Raw genomic sequence first — 13,779 nt, 5'->3', positions numbered from 1 at the left:
AACGACGGCGCGCCCTCGCCCGAGGACGTCGTCGCGGCCCTCGTCTCGGCCGGGGTTCGGGTCCGCGGGTTCGCGGCCGCCGCGGCGAGCCTTGAGGAGCGCTTCGTGGAGCTCACGGGAGAGGGGTTCGATGTCGCTGGATAGCGTGCCGGCGGGCTTCCGGCTCTTCCTCTCGGAGCTCTCGGTCCTGTTCCGCCGCTGGCGCACGTGGGCCATGCTCGCGGCGCTCGCGGCCGTCCCCGTGCTCATCGGCCTCGCCGTGCGGTTCTCGCCCCGGGGGGCGTCGAGCGGCCGTGGCCCCGCGTTCCTGGACCAGATCACGCACAACGGGCTGTTCGCGGGGGTCGTGGGGCTCGTGGTGTGCACGCCGCTGTTCCTGCCGCTCACGGTCGGCGTGGTCGCCGGGGACACGATCGCGGGCGAGGCGAACCTCGGCACGCTGCGCTACCTGCTCGCCGCCCCGGCCGGCAGGGTGCGCCTTCTCGTGATCAAGTACCTCACGTCCGCCGTGTTCTGCGCCGCGGCGGCGCTCGCCGTCGTCGTCGGCGGGACGATCGCGGGAGCCGTGCTGTTCCCGCTCGGCCAGGCGACGCTCCTCTCGGGGGACACGATCAGTCCGGCCGAGGCGTTCGGGCGGCTCCTGCTCATGGCGGGATACGTCACGGTGTCCCTGCTCGGCCTGTCCGCGATCGGGCTGTTCGCCTCGACCATGACGAGCGTGCCCGTCGGGGCGATGGCCGCGACGATCGTCCTCGCCGTGGTCTCGCAAGTCCTCGACGCGCTCGACCAGCTCGACTGGCTGCACCCGTGGCTGTTCAGCGACCACTGGCTCGCCGTCGCGGACCTCCTGCGCGAGCCGATCGCGTGGGGCTCGTTCGGGGACAACGCCCTCCTGCAGCTCGGCTACATCGCACTGTTCGGGGCGCTCGCCTACGGGCGCTTCACGACGAAGGACGTCCTCGCGTAACCCGAGCGCGCGTGATCAGAGCTCGAGGCCGAACGTCTCCGTCTCCTCGAACGGCCCCACGACCGTGACGGTGCGGGGCGCGGCCGCGAGCTGAGCCGCGAGCTCGCGCACCTGCTCGGCCGTCACGGCGCGGATCTGGGCGAGCGTCTCGTCGACGTCTTGGAACTCGCCCGAGACGAGTTCCGCGCGGCCCAGTCGCGACATGCGGGAGCCCGTGTCCTCGAGCGCGAGGACGATCCCGCCCGAGAGCTGGCCCACGGCCTTGCGGAGCTCGTCCTCCGAGACGCCGAGCTCGGCCAGCTTGGCGAGCTCTGCGTCCATGAGGGCAAGCACCTGCGGGACCTTCCCGGGCGCGCAGCCGCCGTACATGCCGAAGTAGCCCGCGTCGGCGTAGGCGGAGGCGAACGAATACGTCGAGTAGACGAGGCCGCGCTTCTCGCGGATCTCCTGGAAGAGCCGCGAGGACATGCCTCCGCCGAGCACGGCGTTGAGCACGCTCATGACGTAGCGGCGCTCGTCCGTCGCGATGATCGACGGGCAGCCGACGATCACGTTGGCCTGCTCGACCTGGCGCTTCACGACCGTGAGGCCGGGCCGGCCGCTGATCGCAGCGACCGCCGTCGACCGTCGCGCGACTGGCGCGGCGCCGTCGTCGAGCGTCCAGCCCGCGGACCGCAGCGCGTCGAGCACGAGCCGGCACACAGTCGCGTGGTCGAGCCCGCCCGCCGCGGTGACCACGAGCTCGGACGGGCGGTAGTAGCGGCGGTAGTGCTCCCACACCGAGTCGCGGGCGACGGCGCGGATCGCCTCGGGTGTGCCCCCGATGGGCCGCCCGAGCGGATGCTTGCCGAGGACCGCCGCGACGAAGTGCTCGTGGGCGACGTCCGTGGGATCGTCGCCGTCCATCGCGATCTCCTCGAGGATCACGTCGCGCTCCTGCTCGAGCTCGTCGGGGTCGAGGATCGCGGACGTGACCATGTCCGCGATGACGTCGATCGCCATAGGCAGATCGGAGTCGAGCACGCGCGCGTAATAGCACGTGCTCTCCTTGGCCGTCGCGGCGTTGGACTCGCCGCCCACCTCGTCGAACGCCGAGGCGATCTCGAGGGCTGTGCGGCGGCGAGTCCCCTTGAAGAGCAGGTGCTCGAGGAAGTGGGTCGAGCCGTGCTGCCCCGCGGCTTCGTCACGGGACCCGACACCGACCCAGAAGCCAATCGACGCCGAGCGCTGGCCCGGCATCGCCTCCGTGAGGACGCGCACGCCTCCGGGCAGGATGGAACGGCGCACGACGGCGCCCCCATCCTGCCCGAAGATCGTGGTCGACGACGGGGCGCCGTCCACGAGCTGGCCGGAGGTCAGCGGCAAGACGACGCTGGCCATCGGCTACGCGTCGGCGGCCTCGACAGCTGCGCCAGCTGTCTCGGCCGGAGCGGCCTCGGCGGGAGCTTCGCCCTCTTCGACCACGGGGGCGAGCGAGAGCTTTCCGCGGTCGTCGATCTTCGTGATCTCGACCTGGACCTTCTGGCCCACCGAGACGACGTCCTCGACGTTGTCCACGCGCTTGCCACCCGCGAGCTTGCGCAGCTCGGAGATGTGCAGGAGGCCGTCCTTGCCCGGGGTGAGCGAGACGAACGCGCCGAACGTGGTCGTCTTGACGACCGTGCCGAGGTAGCGCTCGCCGACCTCGGGCAGCTGCGGGTTCGCGATCGCATTGATCGCGGCCCGGGCGGCCTCGGCCGAGGAGCCGTCGGTCGCGCCGATGAGCACGGTGCCGTCGTCCTCGATCGAGATGTCGGCGCCCGTGTCCTCCTGGATCTGGTTGATCATCTTGCCCTTGGGCCCGATGACCTCGCCGATCTTGTCAACGGGGATCTTGATCGCGATGATGCGCGGGGCGAACTCGGAGAGCTCGTCCGGGCCTTCAATCGCGGCGTTGATGACCGAGAGGATGTGCAGGCGGGCCTCGCGGGCCTGCTTGAGCGCCGCGGCCAGGACCGAGGCGGGAATGCCGTCGAGCTTCGTGTCGAGCTGGATGGCCGTGACGAACTCGCTCGTGCCGGCGACCTTGAAGTCCATGTCGCCGAACGCGTCCTCGGCACCGAGGATGTCGGTGAGGGCCGCGTAGCGGGTCTGGCCATCGACCTCGTCGGAGACGAGACCCATCGCGATGCCCGCCACGGGCGCCTTGAGCGGCACGCCCGCGTTGAGCAGCGAGAGCGTCGAGGCGCACACGGAGCCCATCGACGTCGAACCGTTGGAGCCGAGGGCCTCGGACACCTGGCGGATCGCGTACGGGAACTCCTCGCGGGACGGCAGAACCGGCACGAGGGCGCGCTCGGCGAGGGCGCCGTGACCGATCTCGCGGCGCTTCGGCGAGCCGACGCGGCCCGTCTCACCCGTCGAATACGGCGGGAAGTTGTAGTTGTGCATGTACCGCTTGTGCGTCTCGGGCGAGAGCGAGTCGATCTGCTGCTCCATCTTGAGCATGTTGAGCGTCGTGACGCCGAGGATCTGCGTCTCGCCGCGCTCGAAGATCGCGGAGCCGTGGACGCGCGGGAGCACCTCGACCTCGGCGGTGAGCTGACGGATGTCCGTGAGGCCACGGCCGTCGATGCGGACCTGGTCGCGGAGGATGCGCTGGCGCACCACCTTCTTCGTGACCGAGCGGAACGCGGCGGACAGCTCCTTCTCGCGGCCCTCGAACTGGCCCCCGAGCTGGGCGAGCACCTCGTCCTTGAGCTCGTCGGAGGCCGAGTCGCGCTCCTGCTTGTCGGCGATGCTGAAGACCTGCGCGAGGCGCTCTGCCGCGGCGGCGTCGACGGCGTCGTACGCGTCCTGCTCGTAGTCGAGGAAGACCGGGAACTCGGTCGTCGGCTTCGCGGCGCGGTCGGCAAGGTCCTGCTGGGCCTCGCACAGGGCGCGGATGAACGGCTTCGCGGCCTCGAGGCCCTCGGCCACGACCTCCTCTGTCGGGGCGGTGGCGCCCTCGCCCTTGATGAGGCCCCACGACTGCTCGGTGGCCTCGGCCTCGACCATCATGATGGCGACGTCGTCGCCCGCGATGCGGCCGGCCACGACCATGTCGAACGTCGCGTTCTCAAGCTGGGAGTGCTTCGGGAAGGCGACCCACTGCGAACCCTGCGCGTCGTGCACGAGGGCGACGCGCACGCCGCCGATCGGGCCCGAGAACGGGAGGCCAGCGAGCTGCGTGGACATCGAGGCCGCGTTGATCGCGACGACGTCGTAGAGCTCGTCCGGGTTGATCGCGAGGACGGTCACGACGACCTGGACCTCGTTGCGCAGGCCCTTGACGAACGCGGGGCGCAGCGGGCGGTCCATGAGGCGGCACGCGAGGATCGCGTCCGTGGACGGGCGGCCCTCGCGGCGGAAGAACGAGCCGGGGATGCGGCCCGCGGCGTACATGCGCTCCTCGACGTCAACCGTGAGGGGGAAGAAGTCGAAGCCCTCGCGCGGGGCCTTGCCGGCCGTCGTCGCGGAGAGCAGCGCGGTCTCATCATCGATGTACGCCATCGCGGAGCCTGCGGCCTGCTTGGCCAGCCGGCCCGTCTCGAAGCGCAGAACGCGCTGGCCGAAGCGGCCGTTGTCAATAACGGCCTCGGCAAACTGGATCTCGGGACCCTCCATGGGAGAGCCACCTCCGTTCGTGTTGGGCGGAGGCGGCGGTACCCGGTCTTCGATCGAGGCCCTTGGCGCGACGGGAGGTCGAGCCCAAGAGCCACTACCGAGGACCGCAGATTGCCGGAGCCTCCGGTGGATTGTCGTAGTCGGAGTGTAAACGCTTACGTACTGAAGCGGCCCGCCGCATCCCAACGGGAAAGGCGGGCCGCTCCAAGACTAGCGGCGCAGGCCGAGGCGCTCGATGAGCGAACGGTAGCGGTCGATGTCGGTGTCGTGCAGGTAGGCGAGCATGCGCTTGCGACGGCCCACGAGCGCGAGAAGGCCGCGCTGCGTGTGGAAGTCGTGCTTGTGCTGCTTCATGTGCTCAGTCAAGTCCTTGATGCGCTTCGTGAGAACGGCGATCTGGACCTCGGGGGACCCGGTGTCGCCTTCCTTCGTGGCATATTCCTTGATGATCTCCTGCTTGACGGCGGGATCCAAAGCCATTGAGCTCAGTACCTCTCGTTTCGTGCCGTGCGGCCCGCCGGACGCTGCGTCCCCGGGGAACACCGGCCCCTTTCGCCCGCAAGCGAGGACCCGGCGCGGCCCAGGCCGCCACGGACTGCAGCGAGGGCCACCGAAGATTCTATCAAATGACGCGCGGCAAGTCCGCGCCCACGAGTTCCTCGCGCACCGCCTCGATACCGCGGAGCGTCTCGCCGAAGCTCGTGCTGAGCGGCGAGAGGCCGAGACGGAGCCCCTGCGGCGCCCGAAAGTCCGGAATCACGCCGCGATCCCAGAGCCGCTGGGTGAGCTCGCGGAACGCGGGGTGTTCGAGCGTCACGTGGCCGCCGCGCACGCTCGCGTCCTCGGGCGAGGCGAGCGTGACACCGAGCGGCTCGAGGAGCTCGTGGTGCGCGGCGATCGCAAACTCGGTGAGCGCGATCGATTTCTCCCGGATCGCCGAGATCCCGGCCTCCTCGACGAGCGAGAGCATGCCGCGCAGCGGAAGCATCGCGAAGATCGGCGGGGTCCCGCTGATGAAGCGGCGAATGCCGTCGGCGGGCTCGTACCCCGGCCCCATCTCGAACGCGTCCCGCCGCCCGAGCCAGCCCTGGACCGGCTGCCGAAGGGCCGCCTGGTGGCGGGCCGCGACGTACGCGAACGCGGGCGAGCCGGGGCCGCCGTTGAGGTACTTGTACGTGCAGCCGGCCGCGAAATCGGCGCCCCACGCGTCGAGCTCCACTGGCACGGCGCCAGCCGAGTGGCACAGGTCCCACACCACGAGCGCTCCCGCGCGGTGCGCGAGCTCGGTGATGGCCCGCGCGTCGGCAATGTAGCCCGAGCGGTAGGCGACGTGGGAAAGGACGACGACGGCGGTGCGCCCCGTGATCGCCTCGGCGGCCTGCGCCGTGGTCACCCCGGTCAACGGGTCGGCGTCGATCCAGCACACGGTGAGGCCGCGCTCCGCCGCGATGCCCTCGACGAGATACCGATCCGTCGGGAAGTTGTCGGTGTCCGCCACGATCTCGGTGCGGTCGGGTCCTGCCAGTTCGATGGCAGCGCGGATGAGCTTGTACAGGTTGACGGTCGTCGAATCCGCCAGGACCGTCTGGCCCGGCGCGGCGCCGAGGCACGCGGCCCCGAGCCTGTCGCCGAGGACGAGCGGCTCGTCGAGCCAGCGCTCGTCCCAGCCGCGGATGAGCCGGCTGCCCCACTCCTCCTCCGCGAAGAGCCGCACGTCCTCGGCCGTGCGGCGCAGGGGCCGCCCCAGGGAGTTGCCGTCGAGGTAGGACACGACGTCCGGCGACTCGACGAAGAGCTCAAGGAACCGCGCGAGCGGATCGTCGGCGTCGAGCGCAGCGGCTCGCCCCGTCAGCTCGCTTGCCGACGCGACCTCGCTCATCGTCCGATCTCCGTCCGCACGGCGAAGAGCTCGGGGAAGAACGTGAGGTCGAGCGCCTTGCGCAGGAAGCCCACGCCGCTCGAGCCTCCGGTCCCGGTCTTGAGGCCGATCGTGCGCTGCACGGTCCGCAGGTGCCGGAAGCGCCACAGCTGGAAGTTGTCCTCGAGGTCCACGAGCTCCTCGCACGTCTCGTAGGCCGCCCAGTGCTGCTCCGCGTTCTCGTAGATGTCCTTGAACAGGGGAACGAGCCCCGCGGAGAAAGCGTGGGCGGTCCGGACGTCCCGCTCGAGCACGTCCTGCGGGACGGCGTAGCCGTGGCGCGCGAGGTAGCGCAGGAATTCGTCGTACAGGCTCGGCGCGTTGAGGAGCGCCTCGAGCTGGGACCGCATCTCGGGCTCGGCGTCGAAGACCGCAAGCATGCCGGAGTTCTTGTTGCCGAGGATGAACTCGACCGAGCGATACTGCCCCGACTGGAAGCCCGAGGCGTGGCCGAGGAAGCCGCGGAACTGGGCGTACTCGTGCGGCGTGAGGGTCGCGAGGACGCTCCACTGCTCCGTGAGCGTCTTCTGGATGTGCTTGACGCGCGCGATCGCCTTGAGCGCGGCGCCGAGGTTGTCGTCGCGGAGCCACTCGCACGCGCTGCGGAGCTCGTGGAGCACGAGCTTGAGCCACAGCTCCGTGGTCTGGTGCTGAATGATGAACAGCAGCTCGTCATGGTGCTCGGGAACGCTCACGGGGTGTTGGGCACTCAGGAGGCGATCGAGCTCGAGGTAGCCGCTGTAGGACATGCGGCCCGCGAGGTCGCGCACGATTCCGTCTTCGAGCGCGCGCGTGTTCTCAGGGGTTGAGGTGAGATCTGTCACCTAAGCAAGGGTAATGAATATCAGCGCCCCCGCTTGTGCGGCTTGACCGAGTTCTCGGCGTGCGCGGGTTCGAGCGGCGGCTCGCGCAGTTCGGCCCAGCCGAGCAGCACGAACGCGAGGCCCCACACGCCCACCGCGAACTCGCCGATCGCGTTGCCCGCCGCGTACGTCGGGAACACGACGATGATGGGCAGGAGGCCGACGCCGAGCGGAATGAAGCGCTCCCAGCCGTGCCACACGCGGCTCCTGATGGCCGCAATGCCGGCGAGGACGAACCCCACGGGAATCAGGAGGGTTGCGCCTGCGTAGAACACGGCGAGATCGCCGAACGGCGCCGCGAGATTGCCCACGGCGAGGGCAGCGAGGCCGAGGATGGCGAGCGCGAGGCCCGTGCGGGCAAACACCCCGCCGCCGAACGCGTGATCCGACCAGAGCCCCACGCACCCGAAGGCCATGAGCAGCTGGGCGATGCCGATGGCCGGTCCGACCACCGAGAAATAGGACGGGCGATTGGAGGCAAACAGTTCTCCGGCCTGGAGAACGAACATGGCGGCCCCGCCGACGATGATCGCAAAGGCCGCCCAGCGGAACCACGTTCGGGATTCGAACGGCTGAGGTGTGAGCTGGCTCATGCCCGGGATTTTAAGCCCCGGGCCGCGCCCCCGCCAGAATCCGGTGAGCCTGGTCGACGTCGACCTTCATCTGCTCGATGAGCGCCTCGGGGCCGCGATAGGCGACCATGCCGCGGAGCCGCTCGACGAACTCGACGACGACCTTCTGGCCGTACAGGTCGAAGTCGTCCGGAGCCTCGTCCGGGCGGTCGATCACGTGGGCCTCGACCTGCCGCGAGACGCCCACGAACGTGGGGTTCGAGCCCACGGAGATCGCCGCGGGCCAGCGCGTGCCATCCTCGTCGACGAGCCAGCCCGCGTAGATCCCGTCCGCGGGAATGTGGCCGATCGAGTCGTGCGCGAGGTTCGCCGTCGGGAAGCCGAGGGCCCGTCCCCGAGCCGCGCCGTGCACCACCCCGCCGTGCATCGCGTGGGGCCTGCCCAGGATCTCGGCGGCGGTGCGGACGTCCCCTCGGTCGAGCGCCTCACGAACCCACGTCGACGAGCAGCGCCGCTGCGCGGCGTCGTCCTCCCCGAGCGGGCTCGGATCCCGCTCCCGGAACTCGTCCACCACCACGACCTCGAAGCCGTGGCGCGCGCCGAGCTCCTGCATCGTCGCGAGATCGCCGGCGTTGCCGCGCCCAAAGCGCACGTCGTGGCCCACCACGACGGCGCTCGCCCGCAAGCCGTCCACGAAGACGTTCTTCACGAACTCCTCGGCCGACTGCTGCGCGAACTCGAGTGTGTAGTGCAGCACGAGGACGGCGTCGAGACCGTAGGCGGCCAAGGCCGCGATCCGGTCGTCGATGCCCATGATGAGGTCCGGCGCCGTGTCAGGCCGATGGACCTTGGCGGGATGCGGGTCGAACGTCACGGCGACCGTCTTGGCGCCGTTCCGGCTCGCCCACTGTGCCTGCCACGCGAGCACCTGCTGGTGGCCGCGGTGCACGCCGTCGAAGTTCCCCACGGTGACCGCGGTGGGCCCGAAGTCGCCCGGAACCTCGTCAAGCCCGCGCCAGATCTGCACCGTGTCCTCCTCCTCGTTGCGCGTCTTCTCCCCCAATCCGCTGCGTCCCACAGACTACCGGCTCGGCGCCGCGCGGCGGGGCCGGTTCGCGTAGAGCCACGCGAGCCCCACGAATGGCAGGACGAGCGGCACGAAGCCGTAGCCGCGGCCGTAGACGCTCCAGACCGTGTCCTGCGCGAAGTCCTGCGGCGCGACGACGCTGAGGGTGCCGACCGCGAGCACGCCTACGAGCTCGAGGAGGACGGCCCCCACCGTGAGATACCACGTGCCGACGCTCTTGCGGGCCATCGCAACCGTCGCGACGATGTACACGACCGCGGCCACCGCGCTCAGCGTGTAGGCGAGCGGCGCCTCGCTGAACTTCGTGGCGATCTGGTAGCCGGCCCGTGCCGTCGCCGAGATCGCGAAGATCCCGTAGATCGCCACGACGAGACGCCCGAGCCCGCGGCTCCGTGCGCTCGGCGAGTGGGCGGTGGTCTGAGGCGCGTTGTTCTCCGCCACGTCAGTAGGCTCCGTTCCAGATCTGCTCCATGCGGAAGAGCATGACGAACACCGTGATGGGCACCGCGGCGAGCACCACGTTGCTCCACCGGGACTTGTCGAGGATCGCCCACCAGAAGGCGGCGACGGGCAGCACGAGGGCCGTGAGCTCGTAGCCCCAGAACTCCCAGGCCTCGCCCCGGACGTGCTCCCCGCCGGCCTGCCGCGCGATCGCGCCGACGCCGAAGACCAGCAGGAAAAGTTCGACGGCGACCACGGACAGGATCGCGGCATCGCCCGGATAGCGCTTGGTCGCCGCCGCGACGAGGCAGATGGCGAGTGAGACGGCGCACACGCCCGTCCCAATCCAGAAGAACGGGTCGGTGATCACTCAGAGCCCCCGTGGGCGGCGAACACGAGCTCAGGCTTCGCGGCCTGCCCGGCGTCCTTGAGCAGCGCGACGAGGCTCCCGTCGGGCGCGAACGCGGCCGTCACGGTGTCGCGCCCGCTCGGCGCGATCTTCCGGCCGAACGAAAGCTCGACCGCCTCGTCCGGGCTCAGCTCGCGGACGGGAAGGAGCGCCCTCGCGGCCTCGGCGATCGGAAGGACCGCGAAGTCCTCGGCGAGCTCATCGAGCGTTCGGGCCGCGGCGATGTCGTAGGGTCCCACCTGCGTGCGGCGGAGCGCGGTGAGATGACCCCCCACTCCGAGATCGGCGCCGAGGTCACGCGCGAGCGCCCGCACGTAGGTTCCGGAGGAGCAGCGGACCGTGACATCGACATCGAGCACGCGGCCGCCGCGCTCGCGGCGGACCTCGTGGACGCGGAACTCGTGGACGGTCACGGGCCGCGCCTCGAGCGTGACGCTCTCCCCCGCGCGGACGCGCGCGTACGAGCGCTCTCCGCCCACCTTGATGGCGCTCACGCTGCTGGGCACCTGGAGGATGTCGCCCGTGAGCCGCTCGGCACCCGCGCGGATCTGCTCCGCGGTGATGGCCGCTGCGATGGCCTCGGAGACGATCTCGCCCTCGGCGTCGTCCGTCACAGTGCTCTGGCCCAGGCGGATGGTCGCCGTATACGTCTTGGTGGTGCCCACGATGTAGGAAAGGAGCCGCGTCGCGCGGTTGATGCCGACCACGAGGACGCCGGTGGCCATGGGGTCAAGGGTGCCCGCGTGGCCCACCTTCCGGGTGCCGGCCAGGCGGCGTACGCGGCCCACGACGTCGTGGCTCGTCCATCCCTGCGGTTTGTCGACGATCACGAGTCCAGAAAGCACGCCTCCCAGTATGTCAGTAGTCGACGCGCCCCTCGAACGCGGCCCAGGCCTCGAACGGCGCGGTCCTGCGGGCCAGGTCGGCCCGGGCCACGGGCATGAGCGAGTGGTCCTGGCCAGCGAAGTACCGGTAGAACAGGGCGTCGTCGAAGCCGGCCGCGGCGGCGTCGTGCCGATCGGCCGCGAAGCGGACCGCCGAGACACGCGCCCACAGGGCCGCGGCGAGGCACAGGGGGCACGGCTCGCAGCTCGTGTAGAGGACGGCGCCGTGGAGGTCGAAGTCGCCCGTGCCCGCCGCGGCGCGCCGGATCGCGACGACCTCGGCGTGCGCGGTCGGATCGTTGTCGCGCGTGACCCGGTTCGTGCCCTCGAAGACCGTTCCGTCCGCCATCACGACGATGGCGCCGAACGGTCCACCGCCGTCGGCCACGTTCGCGACGGCGAGGTCGACGGCGCGCTCAAGATAGGCCGCAGCGGGATCCTCTTGACCCATACGGCCTATGGTAGGGCGTTACGTGGCGTCGACTAACTGCGCGGCGAACTTACTCCGCGTCGACGTCGACGTCGTCGAACTCGGATTCGTGCTCGGCGTCGCTACCGTCCTCGTGGGCCTCGGGCTTGCGGTAAGGATCGGCGTCGCCCGCGTGGTGGGCACCCTCGGCGAGCTTGGCCACCTCGGCGTCACGCGCGTGGGCCTGCCGCAGGAGGTCCTCGACATGGGACGCGTTGACGGGAACCTCGTCGGCAACGAACTCGAGCGTCGGCGTGAGGCGGATCGTGAGGTTGCGCCCCACCTCGCGGCGCAGAACGCCCTTCTTGGCGTCGAGCACCTCGCGGGCGCCTTCCTGGGCGGCCGAATCCCCGAATACGGTGTAGTAGACGGTCGCGTGCTGCAGGTCGCTCGTCACGCGGGCATCGGTGACCGTGATCGCCTCCGCGCGATCGTCCTTGACGGACTTGCGCAGGGCCTCGGCCACGACAACCTTGATCCGCTGCGCCAGACGCGCAGCGCGGGCGGGATCTGCCATGGTGAACTCCTTCTCAAAAATCTGGTCCGTGGGGACCGTAGAAGGGGCCCCGCGCTCGCGGGGCCCCTTCTAGGCGGGCACTTCTCAGACGCGCGGCTTCTCGCGCATCTCGAACGTCTCGACGATGTCCTCGAGCTGGATGTCGTTGAACGACCCCAGGCCGATACCGCATTCGAAGCCCTCGCGGACCTCGGTTGCGTCATCCTTGAACCGCTTGAGCGATTCGATCGAGAGGTTCTCGGCGATCACGACGCCGTCGCGCAGGAGCCGTGCCTTCGAGTTGCGACGGATGATCCCGCTGCGGACGATCGAGCCGGCGATGTTGCCGAACTTGGAGGACTTGAAGATCTCGCGCACCTCGGCGGTACCGAGCTGCACCTCCTCGTACTCCGGCTTGAGCATGCCCTTGAGGGCGAGCTCGATGTCCTCGATGGCCGCGTAGATGACCGAGTAGAAGCGCATGTCCACGCCCTCGCGGTCCGCGAGCTCGGCGACACGCTCCGCGGGGCGGACGTTGAAGCCGATGATGATCGCGTTGTCGACCGTTGCGAGGTTGACATCGTTCTGCGTGATCGCGCCGACGCCGCGGTGGATCACGCGCAGCTGAACCTCTTCGCCGACGTCGATCTTCAGCAGCGAGTCCTCGAGCGCCTCGACGGCACCCGACACGTCGCCCTTGAGGATGAGGTTGAGGGTGTCGATCTTGCCCTCGGCCACAGCCTTGTCGAAGTCCTCGAGGCTGATCCGCTTGCGGCGCTTCGCGAGCTGCGCGTTGCGCTCGGCGGCCTCGCGCTTCTCCGCGATCTGGCGGGCGGTGCGCTCGTCCTCGGTCACGAGGAACGTGTCGCCTGCCCTCGGGACCGAGGAAAGGCCCAGGACCTGGACGGGACGCGCCGGGAGCGCGGCCTCGACCGGCTCGCCGTCCTCGTCGAACATCGCGCGGACGCGGCCATGGGCCGTTCCCGCGACCATGTTGTCGCCCACGCGGAGCGTGCCCGACTGCACGAGGACCGTCGCCACGGCGCCCCGGCCGCGGTCGAGGTTGGCCTCGATCGCGACACCGCGGGCGTCCTTGTTCGGGTTCGCCCGGAGGTCGAGCGCGGCATCTGCGGTGAGCAGGACCGCGGACAGCAGATCATCGATGTGCAGGTTCTGGCGCGCGGAGACGTCCACGAACATCGTGTCGCCGCCGTACTCCTCGGGCACGAGACCGTACTCGGTGAGCTGGCCACGGACCTTGTCCGGGTTGGCGCCCTCCTTGTCGATCTTGTTGACCGCGACGACGATCGGCACGCCGGCGGCCTGGGCGTGGTTGAGCGCCTCGACCGTCTGCGGCATGACGCCGTCGTCCGCGGCCACGACGAGCACCGCGATGTCGGTGACCTGCGCACCACGGGCACGCATGGCGGTGAACGCCTCGTGACCCGGGGTGTCGATGAAGGTCAGCTTGCGCGGATCGCCCTCGTGCTCGAACGAGATCTGGTACGCACCGATGTGCTGCGTGATGCCGCCGTGCTCGTCATCGACCACATTGGTGTGGCGGATGGCGTCGAGGAGGCGCGTCTTACCGTGGTCGACGTGGCCCATGACCGTCACGACGGCCGGGCGGACCTCGAGGTCCTCGTCCGTCTCGGCCTCAAGCTCGGCATCGAGGTCGATGTCGAACGACTCGAGCAGCTCGCGCTCCTCGTCCTCCGGCGAGACGACCTGGATCTTGTAGCCGAGCTCCTCGCCGAGCACGCCGAACGTCTCCTCGTCGAGCGACTGCGTGGCCGTGGCCATCTCGCCGAGGTGGAAGAGCACCGTCACGAGCGAGGCCGGGTTCGCATCGATCTTCTCCGCGAAGTCCGTGATGGACGCACCGCGGCGGAGGCGCACGATCGTGTCGCCGTCGCCGCGCGGAACCGAAACGCCGCCAAGTGACGGAGCGCTCATCTGCTCCAGTTCCTGGCGCTTTGCGCGCTTCGACTTGCGCTGCTTGCCGCGACCGGCACCGCCCTTGCCGAA

The 13,779-nt window shown here is 70.0% G+C and carries 14 protein-coding genes and 1 pseudogene; 2 read left to right on the top strand and 13 right to left on the bottom strand.

All coding sequences use genetic code 11. The features are described 5' to 3' along the window. Nucleotides 1-144, top strand: a pseudogene (locus tag ACLN58_RS10245) (ABC transporter ATP-binding protein); the annotation flags it as partial. Continuing rightward, nucleotides 131-967, top strand: a complete 837-nt coding sequence (locus ACLN58_RS10240; RefSeq protein WP_415855160.1) for an ABC transporter permease — start codon at nt 131-133, stop codon at nt 965-967. The pseudogene ACLN58_RS10245 and the gene ACLN58_RS10240, both read left to right, overlap by 14 nt. Before the next feature lie 15 nt (nt 968-982). On the opposite strand, the gene ACLN58_RS10235 is transcribed toward ACLN58_RS10240, so the two are convergent. The 13 genes from ACLN58_RS10235 to infB all read right to left on the bottom strand — a co-directional run. Further along, nucleotides 983-2,347 carry a M16 family metallopeptidase gene (locus ACLN58_RS10235; RefSeq protein WP_415855159.1) on the bottom strand — a complete coding sequence of 455 codons (1,365 nt, stop codon included), beginning with the start codon at nt 2,345-2,347 and terminating at the stop codon, nt 983-985. Between the two features lie 3 nt (nt 2,348-2,350). Beyond that, nucleotides 2,351-4,612 (bottom strand): polyribonucleotide nucleotidyltransferase, encoded by a 2,262-nt coding sequence (locus ACLN58_RS10230; protein WP_415855158.1) that lies wholly within the window; start codon nt 4,610-4,612, stop codon nt 2,351-2,353. A gap of 210 nt (nt 4,613-4,822) precedes the next feature. Next, nucleotides 4,823-5,092, bottom strand: a complete 270-nt coding sequence (rpsO, locus tag ACLN58_RS10225) for a 30S ribosomal protein S15 (RefSeq protein ID WP_136610041.1) — start codon at nt 5,090-5,092, stop codon at nt 4,823-4,825. Between the two features lie 142 nt (nt 5,093-5,234). Next, nucleotides 5,235-6,491, bottom strand: a complete 1,257-nt coding sequence (locus tag ACLN58_RS10220; protein ID WP_415855157.1) for a kynureninase — start codon at nt 6,489-6,491, stop codon at nt 5,235-5,237. Then, complete coding sequence (gene kynA / locus ACLN58_RS10215; protein WP_415855156.1) at nt 6,488-7,354, bottom strand: tryptophan 2,3-dioxygenase; 867 nt, start codon at nt 7,352-7,354, stop codon at nt 6,488-6,490. Before kynA ends, ACLN58_RS10220 begins: the two co-directional genes overlap by 4 nt. Nucleotides 7,355-7,374: 20 nt before the next feature. Beyond that, nucleotides 7,375-7,986, bottom strand: coding sequence for a hypothetical protein (locus tag ACLN58_RS10210; RefSeq protein WP_415855155.1), 612 nt, complete (start codon nt 7,984-7,986; stop codon nt 7,375-7,377). Nucleotides 7,987-7,996: 10 nt separating this feature from the next. Beyond that, on the bottom strand, nt 7,997-9,043 hold the full coding sequence (locus tag ACLN58_RS10205; protein WP_415855154.1) for a bifunctional riboflavin kinase/FAD synthetase: 1,047 nt from the start codon (nt 9,041-9,043) through the stop codon (nt 7,997-7,999). Nucleotides 9,044-9,046: 3 nt separating this feature from the next. After that, on the bottom strand, nt 9,047-9,493 hold the full coding sequence (locus tag ACLN58_RS10200) for a hypothetical protein (protein WP_415855153.1): 447 nt from the start codon (nt 9,491-9,493) through the stop codon (nt 9,047-9,049). Nucleotide 9,494: 1 nt separating this feature from the next. Next, nucleotides 9,495-9,863, bottom strand: a complete 369-nt coding sequence (locus ACLN58_RS10195; RefSeq protein WP_415855152.1) for a hypothetical protein — start codon at nt 9,861-9,863, stop codon at nt 9,495-9,497. Next, the gene (truB, locus tag ACLN58_RS10190; protein ID WP_415855151.1) at nt 9,860-10,747 is read right to left on the bottom strand and encodes a tRNA pseudouridine(55) synthase TruB; all 888 of its coding nucleotides are present in this window, start codon (nt 10,745-10,747) and stop codon (nt 9,860-9,862) included. The genes ACLN58_RS10195 and truB overlap by 4 nt, the downstream gene beginning before the upstream one ends. Before the next feature lie 13 nt (nt 10,748-10,760). Beyond that, nucleotides 10,761-11,237 (bottom strand): nucleoside deaminase, encoded by a 477-nt coding sequence (locus ACLN58_RS10185; RefSeq protein WP_415855150.1) that lies wholly within the window; start codon nt 11,235-11,237, stop codon nt 10,761-10,763. Nucleotides 11,238-11,286: 49 nt separating this feature from the next. Then, nucleotides 11,287-11,772: a 30S ribosome-binding factor RbfA gene (gene rbfA / locus ACLN58_RS10180; RefSeq protein ID WP_415855149.1), complete on the bottom strand. Its 486-nt coding sequence runs from the start codon at nt 11,770-11,772 to the stop codon at nt 11,287-11,289. A gap of 84 nt (nt 11,773-11,856) precedes the next feature. Further along, nucleotides 11,857-13,779, bottom strand: a 1,923-nt coding sequence (infB, locus tag ACLN58_RS10175) for a translation initiation factor IF-2 (RefSeq protein WP_415855148.1), incomplete at its 5' end; no start/stop codon positions are given.

This window comes from Sinomonas sp. G460-2 (assembly GCF_047759905.1).
Taxonomy (GTDB): domain Bacteria; phylum Actinomycetota; class Actinomycetes; order Actinomycetales; family Micrococcaceae; genus Sinomonas.
The sequence above is the reverse complement of the archived record's forward strand: the minus strand, read 5'-3'. Positions and strand labels throughout refer to the sequence as shown.